The following is a 24,791-nucleotide window of genomic DNA, read 5'->3' on the forward strand; positions in this document are numbered from 1 at the left end:
AACCGTGCGGTCGGTGTGATTCGATCGGCTGCCGTCGATTATATGAATACATTCAGTTGATAAAAAGTCCTCATCGTCCCAAAGATGGTTTCTTTTTTAGAGCTGAAAGTTATTATAATCTTGCTACAAATATTGACGATCTGGATAGTTCGGGCGACGGGCGTCCAATTAAGGATTCTTACGGTGGAAAGTTTGCGCCAAATGGCGATGCTTACTCGAATACATGAATTGGTTCAACAAAACTCCCAGTTTATTATATCAACTCATTCCCCGATTCTTATGGCATATCCAGATTCGATTATTTACAATCTGAAACCAGATGGTATAGAAATCCGTTCTTTGGAGGAAACAGATCATTTCGTGATTATGAAAGAATTGATAAATCATAAGGAAAAGATGCTTAATCAGTTATTTGAATCCTAGACAAAAATCATTATGTAAGTAAAATACAACTACGTTCAACTAACGGGTACGATAGCACAACGACGAAAGGCTACCGATTTTGATATGCTCCCCTTCAAGTAGCGGTTTATTTATTAAACCTGTCTACTTAAAGGGGAGCATATCATTTTGTCGGTAGCCTTGAATATTTATACGGATTATTTCCCCGGATTTAACAGGACCGGCTCGCTTTTTTCGATGATATTTTTACCCTCAACATACATAATGTATGCGTAATAGCTCTTGTTTTCCAAACCTTTGATGTGCGCTCCCTTTGCATTATAGTTCACATCGCTGTACGGGGCATAGGTTCCCTTATTCCCGCTATCAGAGAGATACACAACATATCCTTTCCCGTTAGCGGAACGGATATCAAAATTCACATTCGCCTGCTTGTTGCCGTTCTCAACGCTTGTGATGGGAATGGTTTTGTTAATCGTAACTTCTAAGCTGGATGGTTCTGTTGTAGCTTCCTTTATATCGATTTTAACTAAAACGGCAGTTTTGTCTGTATCATAGTTGTATTGGGATAGAATTGTACCCCCTTCTACAGAATATTCGCCTCTAGGCATAAGGAAACGCACCCTGCCGTCATAGAAGTTTTGTTTTATATGATTGGTTACGACCACGCTGTTTTGATTTTTTGTTCCGTCATTTGCGTTGGCAAAGGACTCTGTAACAGCAAATTCGGTAGGCTCATAGGTCGTTGGAACGGAGGTGTCTGCAGTTTCGCTCATATTGTACATCCTGAACCTGTCAACACCCATAACCATTGATGATTGGCTTGCCTGCGGGGATACCCAGGACCCGTCGGCCTGCTTTTCGAAATTGTAAAAACCATGCTCTTCATAATTTTGTCCGGCGCTTGCGGAAAATACGGGGAAGGGAGTGGTTTGCAATTTCTTAGCTGTGTGGTTATGACCTACAAGTGCAAGATCACTTGGTTTGTCAGCCGTAGGGATCGTATATTTATAGTCAAGGGTTTGACTGCCTTCATTACCATAGAAGTGGGAGGCCCATAGACGATATTTTATGGTTGGATCGTTAAAGCTGTTGTTGAATGCATCTTTTGAATATTGTAAATGCCCATCTTGGGTCCACTCGCTTGCTAACAGATAGAATGATCCCATACGTATTGAAAACGCAGTCGCACCCACAATGCTTTCATAAATGCCGGTCCATCTCGCGGAATCCTTATAGTCGCTGTAGCCTGTATCATGGTTTCCGCCGACCATAACTGTGGGCGCAGTATAATTTGATTTGGCTTGCATATAGCCGCTGAGCATTTGAGGTCCGGTAAGGTTTCCTGCCCAGGTAGGTTCGTCTATTCCGTTATGAAGATTTGCTTCATGATAAAACTGGATATTGTCACCGGTGTGGAGGACCATGCGGGGATTAATGATATTGATAACAGAAGCAGCCCAGTTTATCTGATCAAAGCTTCCGTTGCCGCCGGTAGCATGAGACTTTCCGCTTGACTTTATTGCATCTACCCTCATAACGTGCTCGTCAGATGTGTGTAAAATATAAAAGTCCTGCTCTAAATTCTGCTCTACCTTTATGGAACGACTGGAGGCAAGCGTATCATTGCTGCTGTTTTTAAGTACTAGGGTGAAAAGCTCAGGAGAAATATCCTCAGGAACGGTAACCGTAAAAATATAGCCATCCTCGCCGCCGTAGTAAACTTTCCCCGTTTTGACAGTAACTGTAGTATTCCATGATCTCAGGTCATTCTGCAATTCAGCGGTCCATCCGGTAGTGGATAAAGCTACTGGAGATCTAACCTCAACATCGAAAGATTGACCTGGCTGAGCAAAGGCAGGGTTACTTGCCCTTGGCGACCAGATATTAGCTGTTTCTGTATTTTCATAAGGATTGGTGATTTCGTAGCTTTTTTCGTACTGTGCGGGTTGCTGTACGTTCGCAGCAGATGCCGGTAAACCGAGTGCGCCTAACATAAACGATCCTGACAAAAAAAGCGCTGCGATTTTTACGCGATTGGTGTGAGTTTTCATAAAAACCCTCCTCATTTTGATTGTGAACATTTTTCTGTTCGTAATTACATTACAATAACATAGCATTGTAAATGGAAAATCATGGAATAGTATAGTTTTTGTAAGAAGCGCGGTCGCCAGCTGCTCCCTGTTTGGCTCAACTAACGGGTACGATAGTGCAATCATGACACGACGGCAGCCGACCTCTGAACGATTGGCTGTCTTCGTTGTGCTAATGGGCAGGTTAATTCCAATATGTGTTAAAGTTACTTAAGTGACTGTTTGCCATAAATTCGAACCAAGTTTATGAAAGCGGCGGTGCTATGGATCAAATGTATAATAACTGTCTCCCGAACAAGTAACTCAATTGTCTTCATGTTTACAGGAAATCGCACTAACATTGGAACACTATGAAGATACAGATTTAATGGCTATTGAAATCCTGCGGAAACACGATTTTATCACCATCGAGAACATTAAAGAAGTATTAATCGGAGTACCCATGAGGCTTTCTTATGAACTAACGGATACGATAGCTCGATCAGACAGGGAGCAATCCGAAGCTAATACAGCATTCTTTGTGGAAGGTAGGCTTGATATCATGTTAGTAAGAGAAGCGAAAATTACTGATTCGGCAAAGATTTCAAAATTATCATCACAACTCGGCTATATTGTTTCGGAAGCTGAAGTATTGAATCGGCTTGAAAGGCTACTGACAGACGAGGATAACGCGGTTTATGTCATGGAGGAGAATTTCGAGATAACCGGCTGGGTTCATGTTCATGGTAGACATTTAATCGAATCCCATGCTTTTGCTGAAATCGGCGGTTTGGTGGTTGATGAGAATCACCGTCGAAAAGGCATCGGAGAACGATTAATGAGGAAATGTGAAGAATGGGCAAAAACAAAAGACTACCAAGAGGTACGTTTAAGGTCTGGAGAACATAGGAAGGAAGCTCATGATTTTTACAGAAGAATCGGTTACAAAAATGTAAAGTGGCAAGAGGTATTCTCATTAATGCTCAACTAACGGGAGACGATAGCTGAATAAAGACACCGCTACAACCGCCTTAAATAGCTCCATATCAATTCCCGTAAAGAGGCACGTATTGATCTGGGCGAGTTACCATATGATTTACTATAAAATAAATTGTTGTTCAACTAAAGGGTCGATAGTTGAACTCAGCCACATAAGGGAGGCGATCACATGAAAAGACTGATTATAATATGTTCTTTTCTCGGACTTCTTTTAGGTTGTTCAGAAAGTGAAGTGAAGCCCGATAACCCAGTGCATACCACTCTCTTGATGAAAACCTCCATTGATCGTCAAGATTACACGCGCTTTACTCAGTTGTTTTCTGAGGGAAGGGCTAATAGTGTGCCGAAATCTGATTTTGAGGGGTTGAAAACCCTATCCTCCACTAGCACACTCTTCAATAATTACGAATTGGTAAGGTTTGATAACGGAAATATGCTTCTGGTCAGACTGACTCCACCGAATGAAAATGGACAAGTTGAAATCGAGGATGTGAAAATAGTTCCAGAGGAAATGAAGAGTTTATTTGCAGATAAATAGATTAAAAAGAATTGTTGGGTTAACGGGAAACGATAGTATAGCGGCAGCACGTTATTTGAACGAGGGAGATTTTGCACTATTATCCAAGGAATGGTTTGAGAATAAGAACAGAGGTAGGCGTCCATTCCGATTATATGCCTCATTTGAAGTCGGGGCTGAAACGGTGATGAAACAAGATAATCTAAGATACGGTAATCGTTAAAGTAACGGGTAGATAGCACAATCTCTAAGGGCAGCCGCGAGAAGTGCATCGAATGAATCCCTAAGGAGTGTAATAACTAACCGTGAGTATGATTCCCAGCCTTGTTCTTACTTTGCCTATTGTTTTATTGATCGTATTTTTGGCGAATTGGTTTGCACTATGGTTTAAACCATTCAATATTATTTTGTTAGGTATTCATCTAAGTATCACTGGTTTATTTATGTTAGTACTGTGGTTGGTATTAAATCTTAATGTTGACGAACATCATTATGGCGCGTTGGCATACTTCGCTGTAGTATTCGCTATTTTAGGCCTTTTATTAAGTTGTTCTTTTGCACTGAGAAGACATTAATAAAACACCAAGTCAGGCATACATTGTCGTAGTTTCTGCCAACAAGAAGATTAAACTAGCGGGTACGATAGTTCAACACATCTTGGAGCAGTTTGCCAGTGGCAGCTGCTCCATTTTTATTAAGAAGGCAGCCGATTAGCTGCCCTCTTTTTCTTATTATCGCTTTCCCTCAGCATAACGGCTATAACCTATCTAATGCTTTTGTCTTTCTATTATATAGTGCAGTGAGTACATTTACAGACCTTGGAAGTATGGTGGATTTAAGGTCGTAAATCATGATGGGAGTGAAGATGAATGAGACGACCGTTTATGTGTTTGGTTTGTGGATTTCTGCTGCTGACGCTGCTTCTGCCCTTACAGGCATTCGCCATGGAGTCCGATTCCGCGGCGGCGGCAGAAAGTTCGAAATCGGATGTGACGATGATTGAAGGAGGAGGGACTATTACGGAGCATACTCTCGCTCTAGAACAAGACGGAACGGTTTGGACATGGGGAGACAATGAATATGGCCAACTGGGCTATGAAAGTATGACAGACGGCTATACCCCTGTTCGAGTGCCGGGCCTCGATTCGGTTGTCGCCATCTCGGCGGGTGATTCGCATAGTTTGGCACTCAAAAGCGACGGAACCGTCTGGGCGTGGGGGGGGAACAATGGCAGGGGTCAACTGGGCAATGGAAAAGATCAGCCGGGCAGCATCTATGACTCTCCCATTCAGGTAACCAATCTTAGCTCCGTGGTCGCCATTGCTTTAGGGTATGATCATAATTTAGCGGTAAAAAGCGATGGGACGGTATGGGCGTGGGGATGGAATGTCCACGGTCAACTGGGCGATGGAAGCAGAACAGATCGTACTACTCCTGTTCAAGTACAGGGTCTCGATTCGGTGGTAGCCGTCGCGGCGGGTTTTCTCCATAGCCTGGCGCTTAAAAGCGACGGAACCGTCTGGGCGTGGGGAAGCAATGAAAATGGCCAAAACGGGGTACCCGGCGGTTCGATCATCTACGATGGACCCTACCAAACCCCCTACCGTTCTTCTCCTGTTCAAGTACAGGGTCTCGACTCGGTGGTCGACGTTGCTGCGGGTCAGCTCCATAGCCTAGCGCTTAAAAGCGACGGAACCCTCTTGGCGTGGGGATATAATCATTCCGGCCAACTGGGCGATGGAAGCACAACAACCCGTAATACTCCCGTTCAGGTAACCGATCTCGGTTCGGTGTCCGCTATCGCTGCGAGCTCTTCCCATAATTTGGCGCTCAAAAACGACGGAACCGTTTGGGCGCGGGGAGCCGGCATACTGGGTCATGACAGCACGACTGGCAGTTCTTCCCCCGTTCAAGTAAACGATCTCGGTTCGGTGTCCGTCATCGGGGCAGGTTCTGGCAGTAACATGGCGGTCAAAAGCGACGGAACCGTTTGGGCGTGGGGAAGGAATGGCGATGGTCAGCTCGGCGACGGAACAACGACAAACCGATATACCCCCGTACAACTTCAAGGTTGGCATTCCTTTCCTGAAACGCCGCAGTAGCCGCAAGGCGACGTGCTGACAGTTACCGATCTGACCTATAATAGCGCAAGGCTGAATTGGATGCCGGCCAAGGATGACGAGGGCATTGCCAAGTACCTGTTATATCAGGGAACGACCACGCTGGCTGCCCTGAACGGGGACGAGACCAGTTATGAACTGAAGGGGCTGTCTCCAGAGCGGAATTACCAATTTTCACTGGTCGCCGTCGATGCTGATGGCAACCAAAGCTTGAAAAAAGAAGTGAAGGTCACTACCCCCGCATATTCGGTTCCCGGTACTTTTCAGCTTTCCGATTCCAAAACCTATTCAGACGGCCGATACAATTATGAATTGTTGTTGTATTACGGGTACGTTTCGTCGCCTGGCCAAGAGTTGAGCGGATCATGGGCCGCCCCTAACGGCTATCAAGGGGTCGTTAATGTCTCCACGGTTTCTCCGAAAGGGGAAAATTATGACCTTTGTCTGGCGACTATGGATGATGATAACCGATCTTGCGGCCCTAAGACAGAGCACCCGGATGGTGCCGAGTACAGTGCTATCGAAGTGCCCGCAGGTCACGCTGCAGAGTGGAGAGTTAAAGGACATACGAATAATGATTATAGTCCGACTAGGAAGGTTTTCTTATATGTAAGCATCAAATCTGAACAGTTATGAAGATTTACGGCCGCGGGATCGCCCCGCGGCTTTTTTTCTGCCACAGCCACATAGCAGAACCGCACGTACGAGGGGTAAATATCCTCTCCAGACAAGACCATAACAGCAAGGGACTATAGGGAGGACGGACTTTCATTATTCATTCGAGAGTAACCCGGAAAACCATGCTCGGTTTATTTCCTTCACGTGGCAGTCCAATCAAATTCAACTGTTAATGCGGTAAGAAGATCTCTTTCGCGACTTTTATAGCGTTCAACACTTTAGGGAATCCCGTGTAAGGGGAGCATTGTAGTAACGCCTCAATCGCTTCTTGTCTCGTTAGACCTACACGAATTGCGGCATTGAGATGAACATGCAACTGCGGCTCGCACCCACCTTGAGCAGTTAAGGCTCCTAACGTGACGAGTTGACGTTGTCTAGGATTCAATCCTGGGCGACTGTAGATTTCGCCAAACGAAAATTCGATGATTTGTTCAGCTAACAGAGGAGAAATAGCCGCAAGTGAATCTACAACCTCTTCGCCATGTTTGCCATCGATTTCCTGAAGTTTTGCCAAGCCTCGTTCTCGCCGTTCTCCTATATTTTGTAGAAGCTCGTCCTCGATGTTTACTTCGATATTTTGTTCAGCAAAAAGTTGTTTTGCAACGCCAACGGCATTTAAAGCACGAGGAAAGCCGCAAAAGGGAATGCAATGGGTAGCAATTTCTATAATTTCGTTCGGCGTGATCCCAACTTTTAAACCGAAGTTCATGTGCCATTTGAGTTGATTTGGAGTATCGCCTAATGAAATTAACGCAGAGATCACGATCATTTCTCTTTGGTGATAGTTTAGTACGGGATTACTGAAAAGTTGCCCGAAAAATTCAATAATGTATCTACTGATGTGTGGGGATACGTCACTTAAACCAGTAATGACTCCCTGAATACCTGCTTCATCAGTTTCTTGAAACAGTTTTATTCCGTTTTCATATGATGGGTTCATTGCTCAGCTACCTCCAGTTATCGGTTTTCTAATTCCCATTGACGGTAAATCTCTATTTTTTCGTTGATGACTTCATCATGTTCTTGAAGTCTCTCGATCTGTTCCGCTAACTTTTTCTTGTGGGCTTCCAACAGAATTCTCCTTTCTTTGGTTGTAGCGGAACCTTGTCTTCTCAAGTCAGCGATCTGTTGCATTTGCCGAATGGTCATTCCTGTCATTCGAAGCCTTACCAAAAACCGAATCCATGCTAGATCGTTTGCAGAATATTGGCGGCGACCGTTCGAACCCCTAGTTATCGCATGAATCAGACCATTTTTCTCATAGTAACGCAAGGTGTGTATGGTGATGTCAGTAAGGTTAGAAACAGCTTGAATGCTTAAATATTTTTCCATAGAGTAAGTTTACATCTTAGAGCGTGCTCTAAGTCAATAGAGGCACGATAAAACGATGCAGCTTCTCCCCGTTTGGCTCAACTAACGGGCAGTTTAGTTCCATAACATAACAGCGTTCTAAGACTTTGTTTACTCATCCATCTAATATATCGGAGCCTAATTGCTTAAGCTTACGAATGCGCCGTGCCCTGCTCGGGAGCCCGCTCATATTCTACAAAGAATGCCTATGGAAGACACTCACCTAAGGAGCTGGGGGACATTTGAGAATTGCTCTAATCTCGACGAATACGATTCCTGTCCCGCCGAAGGATTACGGGGGCACGCAGCGCGAGGTTCATTATCTGACGGAAGAATTAGTCAAACGAGGACATGAGGTGTTTCTGTTTGCCAAGAAAGGGTCGAGCTCGAACGCGACCCGAACGTTCGAATACGAATCAAACGATCCAATAGAACAGCTCGACTTCATCATTAACAACCTCCCACCCGACGTGGACATCATACATGACCATTATGGCATCGTCGCTAAGGCGAATCCGCCGATTCCGACCATCGGCCAGTCGCATTCCAAAGGAATCAATAGACGTGTACAGATTCCGGTCTACGTTAGTAAATTCATCCTGCGCAAATACGGGAAACGAAGAGGTTACGCCGTCCACAATGGTATCCGTATGGACGATTACACATTCAGGACCGCCAAGAAGAACTACATGCTTTTCCTAGGGAGACTGATCAAGAAAAAGGGCGTTCACCTGGCCATCAAGGTCGCCAAGAAAACGGGCAAGCGACTCATCATAGCAGGGACACTGAATGACAAGAAATATTATAACGCCAAAATCAAGCCGCATCTGGGCAAAAGAATCCGATATGTCGGCATCGTCGGCGGTGACCGCAAACGCGAGCTGCTTGCCAACGCCAGCTTCGTCTTGTTCACCTCGACATGGGATGAACCTTTCGGTCTTGTCCTCGTCGAATCGATGGCAAGTGGCACGCCCGTGCTCGGTTTCAAGAAAGGCGGCGTCGCCGAGGTGCTTAAGGGCATGCCGCAACTGCTGTGCCGCACGACCACCGACATGGCGGAGAAGGTCAAGAACCGCAAGCGGCTACCCACGTCCCGAAGGCTTCGGCGTTATGCCAGGACCCGCTATTCCGACATCATCTTGACGGACTCGGTTCTGAAGCTGTACCGAAAGGTTCTCGAAAACAACTTGTACAAAATCAGGGAAAATACATTGTGGAACCGGCGCAAGGCCAAGCTTCAACCCGCGCCGTTTGGGGATGACGTATAAGTTGATCATCGTGATCGCCTGTACGATGAGATCCGACTTCATCGACAACGTTTTTGAGCACTATGACCGGCAAAATCGGAAATATCGAGGAAGTATGGCTTCATAGAACAGATAAAAAAATAGTTATATAACCAAGCTAACGAGTTCGAGAGATAGCACAACAAACTTGAGGCAGCTAATTCGATCGATCGGCTGCCTCTGTTTAGCTAACGGGCAGTTTAATATGACTCAAACCTTGTTGTTCGGAGTCATGATTTGCGAATAAAACCATTAATGGACTTCTCTGTTGAAGATTTAAGAATTATGATTGGACAAGGTTTCAGTTGGAAATATCTTGTTCCAATTGCTCTTAGGTACTGGGCAGACAACCCATTTGTCGGAGGGGATTTTTATAAAGTAGACCTGTTGGTATGTATAATAAACATTGAATAGACTTTTTGGGATTTAAACCCCGAAATGCATGTTGAGTTGGATTATTAATAACCGATGTTAAATACACAATTGAAAAATTGCCATTGGTGTCCACTTATAATAACAAAACGAGGAGTTGCCATGGACATTAAACTTGTACCAGTCAGTGTCGAGGATAAAGCAGTGCTTGCCAATTTGTATCAATTGTATGAGCATGAATTCAGCCAGTACACGCAGCGTGACGTAGGCCGGGATGGAATCTACACTGTCGCAATCGATTTTTATTGGGAGGGTGATGGCAGATGGCATCCGTACTTGATTACAGTTTCTGATGTAATCGCTGGATTTGTACTTGTATTATTAGAAAATATGGACGTGGAATCCGACCCCACGCATGTAATTTATGATTTTATGATTCTTCAAAAATACCGTCGGACAGGTGTGGGGCGCGCGGCTGTCAAAGCGGTTATTGACCGGTATCGGGCTGACTGGGTTGTGGCGCAAATGGAGAACAATACACCGGCCACTTCCTTTTGGAGAAAAGTTGTAGGCGATCTTACTGGTGGCAACTACAAGGAAACGTATATATCGGAGCGAAAACAGTATTTGCAGAAGTTCAGTACGAAAGAGAAGTTTGGCTGATGAATGACGAGTCATCAGGAGTGCTAACGGGACACGATAGCTCAAGTATAATATGACGGCAGCCGGCCTCGGAACGATCGGCTGCAAATTACATGGCAGAGGGGAATTTTCGTGTTAGACCTGACAAAGAACGTACTTGAAGACATGGACAAGCAGCTTGATCGAATCCTAAAGAGCTTGAATCAACTTGATGATGATACGGTTTGGGAAAAAATGAAGCCTTCCATGAACAGCATTGGAAACCTGTGCTTACATTTGGCAGGAAACGAATATCAGAACCTCATAAGTGCGATTGGAAACAAACCTTTCATTCGGGAACGCTCTCAAGAATTTAATTCTGAAGGTGGCCTGTCGAGGGATGAATTGAGAAGTCTTCTTTTGAGGACTCGGTCCGAATCAGCAAAGATATTATCAGTTTTGACTGAGGAGGATTTAAGAAGGGAAGTCATAATTCGTTATGACTTGGAGGATTGGAACAGAATGCTTCGGGTTAACGCTTCAGAAGATGAAACCTATGAAGTGAGAGTAATCAGCCGACTTCTTGTACAAGTTGCCGCTCATTACGGATACCATGCAGGGCAAATTGTACTACTCGCCAAATTATTAAAAGATTCGAATGAACGCATAACAGGACAGTATCATTGACGGTGATCATTCATTTCGGCTGTGTTCCCTTTTCGTTAAGCTAAAGGGAAACGTTAGTTCAACAATCCAGCGACAGTCCAGGACTTTTTCTCGTCCCTGGATGTCGCTGTTTTAATTTCCGGGCTCAGCCATATGCTGAAGGAGAGGATCGTCTAGCGCGATATCGCGAATTTTCCGAACGCATGACGCGCAGAGCGGGGCAATATTAAATATTATTGAAGCTGCATAAAACGTCTAGCTTTCTGCTGGAAGAGTTGCTATAATCTTGCCATGTAAGTGTTTACTTTTCCAGTTTGATTAGGAAAAGTAAATTTTATTTAAAATCTGGAATCGTTACCAGGGATGACGTAACGGCAATTGCACGGCCATTTCTACGAAGAGAAGGTGATTTCCGACACATGGCGCAATCGACAGCTCCGCATCCGAAAGCAAGAAAAAGCGGCACTGCCCTGCGGAAAAGCATTATGCAACATCGTTACTTGTACCTCATGCTATTGCCTTGCCTCGCATTCTTCATCGTTTTTTCGTATATTCCGATGGGCGGCCTGCTGCTAGCCTTTAAGGAATATAAGTTCAATGAAGGGATTCTCGGAAGCCCTTGGGTCGGCTTCGATTATTTCAAAACCTTCTTCAATTCGTACCAGAGCAGGGATTTGATCGAGAATACCCTTATTATCAGCAGCATGAAGCTGTTCCTCTACTTGCCGTTTCCGATCGTGCTGGCGTTAATGTTCAACGAGGTCCGCAACAAATGGTTCAAAAACATCTCGCAGAGCGTTCTCTACTTGCCGCATTTCCTTTCCTGGGTCATCGTTGTCGGCTTGGTTCAACGGGTGCTTGCGCCGGATACGGGCCTGCTCAACCAAGTCATAACCAATATGGGCGGCGACGGAAGCACCTTCTTCATGATGGATCCGAAGTACTTCTACCAAATCATGTTCGGCAGTCATCTATGGAAGTCGATCGGCTGGGATTCGATCATCTATATGGCAGCGATATCAGGCGTGAACCCCGATATGTACGAAGCGGCCAAGATCGATGGCGCCGGCAAGTTCAGGGAGATATGGAGCATCACGCTGCCTTCCATCATGCCGACCGTCGTCATCTTGTTTATCCTCTCGCTCGGCAACATTTTGTCCGCCGGCTTCGACCAACTGTACTTGCTGCGCACGCCGGGCAACATGCAGCTCTCCGATATTCTGGATACCTACATCATTCGCGTCGGCTTGCAGGGCGGTCAATACGGCTATGCAACCGCCGTCGGCATGCTGCAAGGATTAATCGGCCTGATCTTGGTCGTCATCGCCAACCGGGTTTCGCGCAAAGTATCCGACACGTCATTATGGTAACGCTACCATAATGACGACATTCAAGCCCGCAACGGAATTGCATTTATCCAACGGTGAAAACGTCGACGGACGTATTCATAAAACACGTAAAGGGGAAAACGCATGAGCAGAAAATGGATGAAGTTGTTAGCGATTCCTGTACTGGTAACGATGTTGATCGCAGGGTGCTCCAACAATAACGGCAATAGCGGATCGGACAAGGATGCCGAGAGCGGCAATGCCGCCGCTGCGAATGCCGCTGCTACGAATGCACCTGAAGGTAAACCGGCGACATGGATCGCGGACCGCAAGATCAAAGGGCTCGTGTTCATGGGAACCGACGATTACACCGAAGAGATGAACCCCGACATCAAAGCGAAAATCAAAGAAATGACCGGCATCGACTTCGAAATCGAAATCATGAAAGCCGAACATTCCATCGACGGCTTGATTGCGGGTCTTGCGGCCAACGATTTGCCGGATTTCGTAGCTTTCTACCTTAACAACAGCGGCCGTCCCGAGATGCCGGTCGTGCTGAAAGCGGCCCGCGAAGGCATGTTTACCGATTTGGCGCCGTTCTTCAAAGATTCGAAAGTGTACAGCAAATATTTACAGGACGATTACCTGCCGATCGATACCAAGTTCGGCGTCATGTTCCGTCCGGAGTTCCAAGGCGCCGCGTATTTTGCGCATATGAACATCCAGCGCACAGGCGGCCAGGTTACTTGGAAAGGCGTCGGCGGTCCTTACATCCGCAAAGATATCGTGGACGCGCTCGGCATCGATCCGCGCACGATCACATCGACGGATCAGCTATACGAGCTTGCCAAGAAGATCAAAGCCGGTAATTTCAAAGACAACAACGGCAGTCCGGTCATGCCGATCGGTCCGTCCTATTGGGGCGGCAAGGAAGTAGGCGCGTTGTTCAACGATCTGGAGTGGGGCGCGGACGACCAACGGATCAAACAAACGAAGGACGGCAAAGTCCTGCATGAAGCCCAAACGGATTACGCGATGAAGAAAGTGGAATACGTGCAAAAGCTGCTGAATGAAAAACTGATTCATCCGGAGTTCTTCACCATGGACGAAAGCCGCTCGACGGAAGGCGCCTTGAACGGCTCGTGGGCGATTATTGCCGATACGCACAGCTACCAGGATTACAACCAAGACATGCATTATGTTCCGCTCGGTCCGATCAACCAAGTCGATGGTCCGTATCAAATGCAAATTTCCTACAAATCCGGCTACTCCGCATGGGCGATTCCGACAACGACGAAGAAACCGGAAGAGATCGTCAAATTCGCCGACTTCCTCGCAAGCCGCGAAGGCAAGCTGCTTTGGAAATACGGCTTGGAAGGCCGCGACTACACGCTCGACGACAAAGGCAATCCGATCGTCAAGCAAGAGGTCGTCGATTTGAAGTCAAAAGATCCGAATGAAGCGAAAAAACTCGGTTTTGGGGGCGTCGGCAACAACTGGGGCGATATTCTCGGCAGCACGGACAACGACAATAAAGCGGATTTCGGCGAGGACAACTACGGCGATAACGCAAACTCGGGCTTATTCCCGGCCGTGGAGAAAATCGCGACGTTCTGGGATTTCGATAAGAAAGTCAAGGAAGGCGTCGTATCCGATGCGTACACGCCGACATCGTTTATCGGGGAGTTCGACCGGGGCACGGATTTGAAAGCGGCATTCGATAACTATAACGACAGCTTAATTCAGGCGTACTATGCGAAGAGTTCCGACGCCGCGAAGAAGATTTTGGATAATGCCTTGAAGCAGATGGAAGCTGCCGGCTTGGATAATTACTTGAAGCTGCTCGAGGAGAAAAATGCCGATCCGAAAACGAAAGTGAAGCTGTAGCCCAACGCGTCGAAGCAGCATGCTCGGCAGTCGCGATTAACAGCCGCGATTCAAGACCGTGATTAGCGGTCCGATGCCGGATGGTCAGGCGGTATTATCTGCAGCCCGGATAAGCCGCCTTGCCGTTTGGCGAATCCGCGATCGGAATGCCGATCATCGAAGGGGCAGGAGGAGGGAGAAAGCCATGAATGAGTTTTATAAGCAAAGCACGGGTGAGCGCATCATCCGAATTGTCAATTATACGCTGATCGTCCTGTTGTGCTTATCGATTATTCTTCCTTTCCTCAACATCTTTGCGCTCGCGTTCAATCCCGGCAAAGACGCGGAAAGAGGCGGCATTTACTTTTGGCCTCGCATCTGGTCGATGGAGAACTTCAATAAAGTGTTCGAGGCGTCGAACATCGCGTCCGCGTTCGGCATTTCCCTATTCCGTACCGTTGTCGGCACGATCTCCAGCGTATTCATGACGGCGATGGCCGCTTACGCGCTGAAGAGCAAGACGATCCCGGGCGGGAAGTTTTTTATGATGCTTATCTTCTTCACCATGCTGTTCGGCGGAGGGATTATCCCGTACTATATGCTGCTGAAGTCGATTCATCTGACGAACAACATCTGGGTGTATGTCATCCCGAGCTTGTACAGCGCATGGAACATCATCATCATTCGCACCTTCTTCCAGCAAATTCATCCGAGTTTGGAAGAATCCGCACGCATCGACGGCTATAACGACTTCGCGATCTTCATGCGCGTCATTATGCCGCTAAGCCGCCCCGTCATCGCGGTCATCGGGTTGTTCAATGCCGTCGGCCACTGGAACGATTGGTTCACCGGCGCGTTCTTCGTCCGCAAAGCCAGCCTTCGCCCGCTGTCGACGCTGCTGCAGGAAATGCTGACGAGCGCGGAAGCGATGCGCGACACGCTGAATCAAGCCGCGGGCACGACCAGATACGAGCTGCTCGATAAAATCCAAATAACCGGCAATTCGCTCAAAATGGCCACGATCATCGTCGTCGTCGCGCCGATCATCATCATCTATCCTTTCGTGCAGCGGTATTTTGCCAAAGGCATTATGATCGGTTCTATGAAAGAATAATCCGCAATCGGAAGATCGGCAGACGAGGATCGGGAACGGATACATGCCAACGCGACAACAACCACCGCAGGTTCTGCCTGTTATCGGTTGGAAACCTAATGAAGAGGGTGAGTCGGATGCAGCCAAAAATAAAAGACGTGGCACGCCTGGCGGGCGTTTCGGTTACGACCGTTTCCCGCGTGTTGAACGGCGAGAAATATGTCAAGGACGATCTCAAGCATAAAGTGAATCTCGCGATCGATGAATTGGGATATTCTCCAAGCCATATTGCTCGCAGTTTGGTGCGCAATAAAACCAACCTCATCGGCGTGATTATTCCCGATATCACCTCCAGCTTCTATTCGACCATTCTGAGCAGCATCGAAGAAGCGGCGAGCGAAAAAAACTATACGCTGTTGGTCTGCAACATCAGCGAAGATATCGATAAAGAGTACAAATATCTGTCCGTGTTTCAAGAGATGCGCGTGGAAGGCATCATCATCATGCACGAGAAAATCAACGAGGAGATTCGCGGCCTCATCCATAAGATGAAGATTCCCGTTATTTTTTCCAGCGTCAAGCCGATGGATCAGCAATTCGTATCCGTCATCGTCGACGATTATCGAGCCGCGTACGATGCGACGGCGTATTTGATCGAGCTCGGGCATGAAGCGATCGGGTTCATCGGCGGGGACATGCGGGACGTTACGTCCGGCCAAAACCGCTACGGCGGCTACCGCAGCGCGCTTACGGACAAAGGAATCCGAATCGTTGACGAGCATATCCGATTCGGCGATTATAAAGTGCAGAGCGGCTATGAGCAGATGAAAGAACTGTTGCGGACCGGTCGGCCGCCGACGGCGGTGTTTGCGGTCAGCGACGACATGGCCGTCGGCGCAATGAACTGCATCCGCGACAACGACCTTTCCGTGCCTGCGGATATCTCGGTCGTGGGCTTTGACGGGAGTCAGCTAACCGAGATCACGCGTCCAACGCTGACGTCCATGGAACAGCCCATCCACGAGATGGGCAAAGTCACGATGCGAACGCTGCTGCACCAAGTCGAATCCGGCGAAGTGCCGACCGGAGATATCATCCTCGATCATCGCTTGGTCGCGCGCGAGAGCTGCAGGGCGCGAATTACTTAATGATAACGACCGCAGGTCACGCCTTTTCACTACGCGACGGAAATGAGGCAGCCATGAAAAAATACGATGCCATTGTAATCGGAGACGCGAACATCGATTTGGTCATTGCCGGCTGCGACGAATTGCCGGCGCCGGGACAAGAAGTCCTCGTTCAAAGCATGAAGATACACGTAGGCGGCGGGGCGGCTTTATTCAGCTTGGCGCTGGCAAAGCTGGGGCTTAAGCTCGCGTTTAACGGCATTCTCGGCACGGATGGGTTCGGACAGTATGTGCGGGATCAATTCATCGAATATGAAATCGATACCAGAATGATTCGCGGCAGCAGCATCAGCACCGGCATTTCCATCGCCATTAATCCGGAACACGATCGTTCCTTTATCACCTATCCGGGGTCGAACGCGGAGCTTAGCATGAGCCTGTTGGACATGGAGAGCGTGGCATTGGCGCGTCACGTGCATTTGACCGGTTACCGGGGCAGAGAGAATCATGCGGAATTCCTGGAAACGGTTCGGGCTATCAAGGCCCAAGGCGCGACCGCCTCGCTCGATGTAGGCTGGGACGATACCGGCGAATGGTTCCGGGGGATCTATGAATTGATGGGCGAAGTGGACGTGTTCTTCATGAACGAGGTGGAGGCCCAGCATTATACGGCCTGTTCGGATTTAGAGGCTGTCATTGCCGAATTATCCGCGTACAGCAAGCATTTCATCGTCAAGCTCGGCTCGGCCGGCGCGGTTGCGACCGTCAACGGGCAAACGAAATTCCGTTCCGGTTTCAACGTGCTCGTCGTCGACACGACAGGCGCGGGCGATTCCTTTAACGCGGGCTACATCTATGGATTTCTGACCGGAAAAGAGACGGAAGAGTGTTTACTCTACGGCAATGCATGCGGAGCCTTGTCGGTGACGGAGTCCGGCGGCACCGCGGGAACGCCGGATCGCATGGCGCTCAAGCGATTCATCGCCGAGCTGGCCGGAAACACGACGGACAACTGGGAGCGCGCGATAGCGGCAATGAAATAGCCCTACATACCACTTGCTAGATCAGCATGCATAATCCGGGAGCGCAGCCAGCTGCTGCCGACGGAAATCCCTACACGTAGTTACCGGAGAGAACCTTGATCGGCTTTGTGCCGCTCAAGGTTTTTTCTTGTTCGGTGCGCCATCCGGTGCCGAGCGATTAGCGTCCTCTGCTTGCACAATCCCTCGGATACGGTGGCGTTTTTCTCCCAATTGATCATTTATTCATAAGTCATTGAATCGTTGAAAATAATCATGCGCTACACTCGTGATACGCGGTATCCCGTGGACAGGCGTTTCTTGCTGACCGTTACGCAAAATAATCAACATCTTGGCAACGTTACCTCATTGTCGTTTCACTGCCATTCTTTCATAGTTAAATCGTAGAAAAAAATAAGGAGGGAACTGTCCGGACGAGGAAGTCGGTGCGGAGTGTAGGCCATCATCCAGGATTGCTCGAACATCAGCCCGCATGCGTAACGGTTGGATACATACACAGATACATACATACAGCGTGACGTAAAGCCAAAAAATCGCAATGAACGGACACCGAGAGGTTATTCACCAAGGGAGTACGCGTTTATCACTTACGAATGTGGAGGAATATGAACGATGAATGCTTGTAAAAACGATTCATGTCAGCGGTTGCTTGCCGGGGTGATGACGCTTCTCCTCTTATGGTCGGCGTTAGCGGCCTTATTCCCGGCTCGTATCCTCGCAGCATCGGAGGAAGAGCCGTTCCTTACTTCGCTTTCCGTCAGCTCGGGTTCGCTTTCCCCGGCCTTTCAATCTACGCATACTTCCTATACCGCGAATGTCGCAGATACGGTTAACGCGCTATCGTTGACTCCGATAGCTTCCAATGCGGATGCGAGCATCTCGGTATCGATCAACGGCGATGCGGACATCCCGGTGGCAAACGGGTCGGCAAGCTCATCCCTGCCGCTGGAGATCGGCCGTAATCTGATCTCGGTCAACGTAAAATCCGAAGACGGTCAGTCGAGCACCCGTTATTCCATTCAAGTCACGAAGACGGCCGTAGTCCTTCAGCAGAGCACTGATTATGGCGGACAGAAAGACGCTCACGTCAGCGAGGGGCGTCATGGAAGCAAAAATACCGGTGCTCATGAGGCTGTGGAAATTGGTTATTACGACCCATTAATGGCGGACCGCAAGTGGGGACTCTTCCAATTCGATCTATCGTCGATCCCGAGAGAGGCTTACGTGAAGGACGCGCGAATGGATCTGAATCTGGTGGATATGCGCGTTCGCAACAACGGACCGAAATCCGACAAGACGATGAACCTTTACGAAATTACGAGCGCATGGGAAGAGGGAACGGGAACGGGCTACGATGGAACGGTTGGAGCGCCGGGCGTCGTCTGGGGGACGAAACCGAACTTCGACGAGACCGTTCTGCTCGACTCCAAGGTTGTCGGCACTGCGCCTGGCGAGTGGTACGGTTGGACCTTAACCGAGTTGGCTCAAAAATGGGTCAGCGGCAGCGAAGCGAATAATGGCGTCATTCTGAAGGAACCCGATAGTTCGAGCGATGCCGAAACGAAGCCTTCGACGAAGGATTTTGCTTCGGCGCAGCATGCCAATTCCAGCATTCGACCCAAACTGACGGTGAATTACGAGATGCCGCTTACGGGTATCCGCATGGTAAGCGAGCCGATCCAACTGGTCGCCGGACAAGCGCCGGTCGATCTTGCGGACATCGCTTTCCCGAGACCGCTTAACGCCCGCCTGGACGGAGCGCTTGCATGGACTTCGAGCGACGCGTCGGTAGCGGTCGTCGATGCCGCCGGGACGGTGACGCCCGTAAGTCCGGGAACGACGGAGATTCAGGTGACCGCGACAGGCAACGGTACGTCCTACTCGGATACGGTCCAAGTTACCGTGACGGAGCTGAACATGAAGGGCGTCCTTTCCGGGCTTGAAGTGAAGGGCGCGGCGATCGTGCCCGGATTTAAATCCGAGCTGCACGATTATACGCTCGAGGTGCCGCTGAACACGAAAGAGGTCTATTTGACCCCGACGGCCTTCGAGCAGGATGCCGTCATTACGGTATCGGCTGATGGTGCGGAGCCGCAGACGGTTGCAAGCGGCAGCTTGAGCAAAGCTGTCCCGCTGCAGCAGGACACCACGCGGATCGCAGTGAAGGTCGAATCGCAAAATGCCGAGGAGCCTGGGAAGTCCGGCTTGTATACCGTCTTGATCAAGCATAGGGAAACCGGCGGAACAGGCGATCGGATTATCCGCGATTTCCTGGATCCGAACGGCCGCGTCCTGGTTGTCGCCCATCGGGGGAATTGGCTGAACGGCATGCCGGAGAACGGACTGAACTCTATCCGCGCGTCCATTGAAGAAGGCGTGGACATGGTCGAGCTGGATATTCGCACGACGAGCGACGGCGTTCCCGTCCTCATGCATGACGACAGCGTCAACCGGACGACGAACGGAAGCGGCAACGTGGGCAGCCTTACGCTGGCTCAGATTAAGCAGCTTTGTCTCCGCAACAGCAACGGCACGATCAGCAACCCATGCGAGACCATTCCGACGCTGGAAGAAGCGATGGCTGTCGCAAGAGGCCATATTATGGTCAACCTGGATATCAAGAATGCGAATTGGGACACGATGTGGGATATCCTGGTCCGCACCGATACGACGGATCACGCCTTGTACAAAACCGGCTCGGACAAATCCTCGACGGCAGCCTGGATGGCGAAATTCCATCAATCCGCCGTGCAGCCGCTGTTCATGCAGCTGACATCCGATCCGGGTACGGCCCGCGACTTCATGAATCCGGCCACGACGCCGTTTACGGTCAATGCCTTCGAGATCAGCTTCAACGACGACAACGCTCCCATCGTGAATCCTGATTTAATCAGCGAGCTTCGCGCGGCAGGCGCAAGAGTGTGGGTCAACACGATTTTCTCCGTTCCGGGGTTGGTAGGCCGACACGGCGATTATGCGTTCCTGTCGGATCCGAACGCAGGGTATCCATGGCTGCTGAACCGCGGAATCAACATGATCCAAACGGATACGACGGCGCTCTTGCTTCATTATTTGGAGGCAAGAGAAGGCAATCCGCATTCCGGCGTCACGCAGACGACCGTCTTGCGGAATGGAGCAGGCGGTTATGCAGGGACATCGGATACGCAAATCGTGGAGCTGCCGGCCAATGACGCCAATATCCGCAACTTCGGCCATAACCTGCAGCTGAAAGTCGGACCGCAGCAGCCCGTGCTGCCGATGATGAACGGAAACGTCAGCGGCAAAGTGGCTTCGGTGTCCGCAACCGGCACCAGTCCAGATACCGAGGGTAAAGACAATCTGATCGATTATGGGCTTTCGACGAAATGGCTGGCGTTTCAAAATCAAGCCACCGTATCGTTCGCCATGAAAGAACCCGTTGCCGTGAACGGTTATGCGCTCTCATCCGCGAACGATACGCCGGCTAGAGATCCGCAAAACTGGACCTTCGAGGGGTCGAACGACGGTCGGAATTGGGATGTGTTGGACACGAAGACGGATCAGTCGTTCGCCGAGCGTTTCATGACCAAGACCTACCGGAATATCGGAAACGAAACGGCCTATACGATGTACAGATTCAATTTCACGGCAAACCACGGGGATTCGTATCTCCAGATGTCGGAAATCCAATTGTCCGACGGAAGCGCTGTGAAGCCGGACCTGCCTCCGACCCAGGATCATCGGAACGGATTGATGCGATTCGATCTGTCGTCCGTTCCGAAAGGCGCTAAAATCGTTTCGGCCAAGCTAGGTCTTTATTTGCTCGAAGCAGGTACTTCGGACGAAACGCTTACCAATGGCATCTCGGTACATCGGGTAACCGAGAACTGGAACGAGGGTGAAGGTACGGGGGATAATGGAAGCGCGGTTCCCGAAGGACAGAACTGGACGACTTGGGAGACGCGCCCTGCTTATGAAGCCGTACCGTCCGTTACGGCTTCGATCGACAAACAACCTTATCGCTGGAACGAGATCGACATGACCGGGCTTGCGAAGGGGTGGATGGAGCAGCCGGAATCCAACTTCGGCTTCCTGTTGGAAGGCAAGGATACCGCATACGCATTCGCTTCGTCCGATAACGTACTGGAATGGCGCCCAAAGCTTGAAGTCACCTATACGATTCCGGCAACGGGCGTCACGATTGCGCCGTCCGAGCTGATGCTGGAAGCCGGCGCGCAATCCATGCTTAAGGCGACCGTATTGCCGGACTACGCGCTGAACCGCGACGTAACCTGGACCTCGAGTAACGAAGCCGTGGCGCGCGTCGATCGTACAGGCACGGTGCATGCGATCAGCAAAGGCAGCGCCGAAATTACGGCAACGACCGTGGACGGCGGACATACGGCGTCCATGACGGTAACCGTCACCCGCGCACAGTCGACAGGGGCGTTGCAAGGGCTGCAGTTAAGCGCGGGCGAATTCACGACGCCGTTCCAACCGGAGACGACGACGTATGCCGCTGCCGTGCCGGAGGCTTACAATCATCTGGCGATCACGCCTATCGCGGAAGATGAGGATGCCGTTATCGCGTGGTCGGTCAACGGAGAGCCGCCGACGCAGATCGCAAGCGGACAACAAAGTCCTTCGTTCCCGCTCGAAATCGGCGATAACCGGATTATCGTGACCGTTTCGATCGGCGGCACGATCATGAAAACGTATGACGTCACGGTGCCGAAGGCTGCCGTCGCGCTGCAGCAAGGCGTCGACGGCTACGCAGGCACGGCGGATACCCAGCTTTCCCAAGGAACGGGATCGACGGGCAACAAATACTATCAATACAATCTTGGCGGTCAGCATGGCATCGAAGTCGGCTATTACAATCAGAGCGCCAGCGACCAGAAGTACGGTCTGATTCGATTCGACAACCTGCCGATACCGGAAGGGGCGATCGTAAGCGAAGCTAGCTTGAACCTGTATCATTACGCGCAACGCAGCACGAACCGCCCGTTCGACATTTTCGCGCACAGAGCCAATGCGTCTTGGACGGAAGGCTCCGGCGGCAGCGGCGATTCGAACGACGGCTCCCCGGGTCAGCCCGGCGAGGTGACGTGGGAGAATTATATTACGAACGGAACGGATCCGTTCGCGTCCGCTCCTAGCGCCACGGTGAACGTAAACGACGATCCGGCCTGGTACGCGTTTAATCTCCCGGCAGACGTTCAGCAATGGATCGATGCGCCGGCAAGCAACTATGGCGTCGTGCTGAAGAGAACTACTTACCCGGATGCGAGCAATCCCGAGATGACCGGGACGAAGCGGTTCCGCACCAAAGATTACACGGATGTCTCGCAGCGGCCTTATTTGCGAATCGTGTATACGATGCCGATTCAGGCGATCGCGCTGGACCGGTCCGAGCTCGATCTCCTGCTCGGCGGCAGCGGAAGCAAGCTTGTCGCGACGGTCAAGCCGCTTAACGCGGTGGACCGCTCGGTGCGCTGGACGTCCAGCGACGAGAACGTCGCCGTGGTCGATGCCGATGGCAACGTTACGGCCGCAGGCGAAGGAACGGCCACGATTACGGCGGCCAACGCGATCGGAGGAGAGGCGCATGCTTCCGTTCGCGTTCGCAAGTCGGGCGTATCCGCCGAATTGAATGACCTGCAGCTGACGACAGGTCAATTATCGCCGGCTTTTGCGAAGGATCGTTACGATTACAAGCTGCTCGTGCCGGCAGGCAGCGACACTGTTCAAGTTACGCCTGCCGCGGCCGACGAACGCGCCTCGATCTCGGTGCGATCCGGGGACGGTGATCCGGTCGAGGTGAAGAGCGGAACCGCGAGCATGCCGATCGCCGCCGTCGAGGGAACGTCCATTATCATCGCGGTGACGTCGGAGGATGGCCAAGCGAAGCGCGAATACCGGCTTGTCGTCGAACGAAGCGCGGCATTAAGCGATATCGGCCTGTCCGCGGGAAGCTTGTCGCCGGCCTTTGCGCCGGACCGGCTTCAGTATACGGTCGAGGTGCCGAATAACGTCGCGGAGCTGAAGTTCCGTCCTGCTGCGCGGGACGCAAGCCTGGCGATCGTCATTGGCCTGCCGGACGGCGGGGAGCGAACGCTGGCAAGCGGGGAGGAAAGCGAAGCGATCGCGCTTCAAACCGGCGTCAATCTGATCACGCTGGAAGCGAAGTCAGCGGGAACGGCGGATCGAACGATCTACACGATCGCCGTTCATCGGCAAGCAGCCGATACTTCGGGTCCCGCGGTTATACTGCCGCCGGCAGCACCGGCAGGCGAAACCATGAAGCTGGGCGACGAATTGACGGTCGATATCCCGCAAGAGAGTCAGGGACTTGGACTGAAGCTTCGGAAGCTGGAATCGGAAACCAACACGGCGCCGTATAAGTTACTGAGCCCCGTGTACGCGATCGAGATGGATGCCGGCCGGAAGCTGAGCAAGGCCATCACCCTTTCCATCCACTTCGATTCGTCGTCGCTAGGCGGGGGAAGAGCTTCCGTATTCCGGTTGGATGAAACCGGTAACCAATGGATTGAGCTTGGCGGCTATGCGAAAGACGGAACCATCACGGTCGCAACGTTGGAGATCGGCAAGTTTGCCGTTTATTTGGCGGACGGCGAGCAAAAGCCGGAACTGCCGATGCCGACTTGGTATGACGTAAACAATCATTGGGCTGCCGCAGAAATTACGGAGGCTGCCAAAATGGGCATTTTGACCGGGTATCCGGACGGAAGCATGAAACCGAATGCCCTGCTCACAAGAGCGCAATTCTCCGCCATGCTCGTTCGCGCGCTCGACTTAACCGAAGTTCGCGACCTGAGCGGGTTCACGGATCGCAAGGATATCCCGGCATGGGCCGAAGAGGGTCTGGGCGCGGCCGTCGCTGCGGGCATTGTAACGGGATACGAAGACGGTACGCTGCTTCCCAACAAACCCATTAACCGTGCCGAGATGATCACGATGCTGGTCCGTGCTTTCCGACTGGACAAGAACGAACAAAGTCCTATCGTTTTCAAAGACGAAAACAAACTGCCCGATTGGTCGAAAGCTTCCATCCACATGGCGGCAAGCTTAGGGATTATCGAAGGCTATCAAGGCAAGTTCCAGCCGGCCAATGGAGCGACGAGAGCGGAAGCCGTAACGGTTATTCTTCGCACCATGCCGATGGCGAAATAAGAAAAATGGACCGGCAAGCAAGCAGCAGAAGGATGAAGGGCAAGTCGCTTCGTTAAGAAAAGACACGGGAAGAGGACAGCT

General features: G+C 50.4%; 16 protein-coding genes and 2 pseudogenes. 15 read left to right on the plus strand and 3 right to left on the minus strand.

The features are described 5' to 3' along the window. Window positions 1–38: 38 nt before the first annotated feature. Window positions 39–423, plus strand: a pseudogene (locus AC50YL_RS17310) (AAA family ATPase); the annotation flags it as partial. A gap of 176 nt (window positions 424–599) precedes the next feature. On the opposite strand, the gene AC50YL_RS17315 reads toward AC50YL_RS17310, so the two are convergent. Beyond that, the gene (locus tag AC50YL_RS17315; protein WP_494833450.1) at window positions 600–2,456 is read right to left on the minus strand and encodes a metallophosphoesterase; all 1,857 of its coding nucleotides are present in this window, start codon (window positions 2,454–2,456) and stop codon (window positions 600–602) included. 379 nt (window positions 2,457–2,835) lie between these two features. On the opposite strand from AC50YL_RS17315, the gene AC50YL_RS17320 reads away from it, so the two are divergent. The 4 genes from AC50YL_RS17320 to AC50YL_RS17335 all read left to right on the plus strand — a co-directional run bounded on the left by AC50YL_RS17320 (window position 2,836) and on the right by AC50YL_RS17335 (window position 6,746). After that, a complete protein-coding gene (locus AC50YL_RS17320; protein ID WP_494833451.1) occupies window positions 2,836–3,465 on the plus strand; it encodes a GNAT family N-acetyltransferase in 630 nt (209 codons plus the stop codon). A 177-nt stretch (window positions 3,466–3,642) separates the two neighbouring features. Then, on the plus strand, window positions 3,643–4,011 hold the full coding sequence (locus AC50YL_RS17325) for a hypothetical protein (RefSeq protein WP_494833452.1): 369 nt from the start codon (window positions 3,643–3,645) through the stop codon (window positions 4,009–4,011). Window positions 4,012–4,859: 848 nt separating this feature from the next. Continuing rightward, window positions 4,860–6,092 carry an RCC1 domain-containing protein gene (locus AC50YL_RS17330; RefSeq protein WP_494833453.1) on the plus strand — a complete coding sequence of 411 codons (1,233 nt, stop codon included), beginning with the start codon at window positions 4,860–4,862 and terminating at the stop codon, window positions 6,090–6,092. 12 nt (window positions 6,093–6,104) lie between these two features. Beyond that, on the plus strand, window positions 6,105–6,746 hold the full coding sequence (locus tag AC50YL_RS17335) for a fibronectin type III domain-containing protein (RefSeq protein WP_494833454.1): 642 nt from the start codon (window positions 6,105–6,107) through the stop codon (window positions 6,744–6,746). A gap of 211 nt (window positions 6,747–6,957) precedes the next feature. Here the strand turns inward: AC50YL_RS17335 and AC50YL_RS17340 are convergent, their stop codons facing one another. Both AC50YL_RS17340 and AC50YL_RS17345 read right to left on the minus strand, forming a co-directional pair. Further along, a complete protein-coding gene (locus tag AC50YL_RS17340) occupies window positions 6,958–7,728 on the minus strand; it encodes a carboxymuconolactone decarboxylase family protein (protein WP_494833455.1) in 771 nt (256 codons plus the stop codon). 17 nt (window positions 7,729–7,745) lie between these two features. Further along, on the minus strand, window positions 7,746–8,120 hold the full coding sequence (locus tag AC50YL_RS17345; protein WP_494833456.1) for a MerR family transcriptional regulator: 375 nt from the start codon (window positions 8,118–8,120) through the stop codon (window positions 7,746–7,748). 260 nt (window positions 8,121–8,380) lie between these two features. Between AC50YL_RS17345 and AC50YL_RS17350 the strand changes: the two genes are divergently transcribed. From AC50YL_RS17350 to AC50YL_RS17395, 10 genes and pseudogenes are all read left to right on the plus strand, one after another. Beyond that, window positions 8,381–9,406: a glycosyltransferase gene (locus AC50YL_RS17350; protein WP_494833457.1), complete on the plus strand. Its 1,026-nt coding sequence runs from the start codon at window positions 8,381–8,383 to the stop codon at window positions 9,404–9,406. A gap of 237 nt (window positions 9,407–9,643) precedes the next feature. Next, window positions 9,644–9,838, plus strand: a pseudogene (locus AC50YL_RS17355) (contact-dependent growth inhibition system immunity protein); the annotation flags it as partial. A gap of 120 nt (window positions 9,839–9,958) precedes the next feature. Further along, complete coding sequence (locus AC50YL_RS17360) at window positions 9,959–10,459, plus strand: GNAT family N-acetyltransferase (RefSeq protein ID WP_494833458.1); 501 nt, start codon at window positions 9,959–9,961, stop codon at window positions 10,457–10,459. A 111-nt stretch (window positions 10,460–10,570) separates the two neighbouring features. Beyond that, a complete protein-coding gene (locus AC50YL_RS17365; RefSeq protein WP_494833459.1) occupies window positions 10,571–11,104 on the plus strand; it encodes a DUF1572 family protein in 534 nt (177 codons plus the stop codon). A gap of 464 nt (window positions 11,105–11,568) precedes the next feature. Next, entirely contained in the window at window positions 11,569–12,453 is an 885-nt protein-coding gene (locus AC50YL_RS17370; protein ID WP_494833460.1) for an ABC transporter permease, read from the plus strand. 102 nt (window positions 12,454–12,555) lie between these two features. Further along, the gene (locus AC50YL_RS17375) at window positions 12,556–14,298 is read left to right on the plus strand and encodes an extracellular solute-binding protein (protein ID WP_494833461.1); all 1,743 of its coding nucleotides are present in this window, start codon (window positions 12,556–12,558) and stop codon (window positions 14,296–14,298) included. Between the two features lie 184 nt (window positions 14,299–14,482). Beyond that, on the plus strand, window positions 14,483–15,391 hold the full coding sequence (locus tag AC50YL_RS17380; protein ID WP_494833462.1) for a carbohydrate ABC transporter permease: 909 nt from the start codon (window positions 14,483–14,485) through the stop codon (window positions 15,389–15,391). 116 nt (window positions 15,392–15,507) lie between these two features. Beyond that, a complete protein-coding gene (locus tag AC50YL_RS17385; RefSeq protein WP_494833463.1) occupies window positions 15,508–16,518 on the plus strand; it encodes a LacI family DNA-binding transcriptional regulator in 1,011 nt (336 codons plus the stop codon). Window positions 16,519–16,571: 53 nt separating this feature from the next. Beyond that, window positions 16,572–17,540, plus strand: coding sequence for a carbohydrate kinase family protein (locus tag AC50YL_RS17390; protein ID WP_494833464.1), 969 nt, complete (start codon window positions 16,572–16,574; stop codon window positions 17,538–17,540). A 657-nt stretch (window positions 17,541–18,197) separates the two neighbouring features. Then, complete coding sequence (locus tag AC50YL_RS17395) at window positions 18,198–24,710, plus strand: DNRLRE domain-containing protein (RefSeq protein WP_494834436.1); 6,513 nt, start codon at window positions 18,198–18,200, stop codon at window positions 24,708–24,710. Window positions 24,711–24,791: the final 81 nt, after the last annotated feature.

The sequence above is a fragment of the Paenibacillus sp. J22P277 genome (assembly GCF_059383675.1).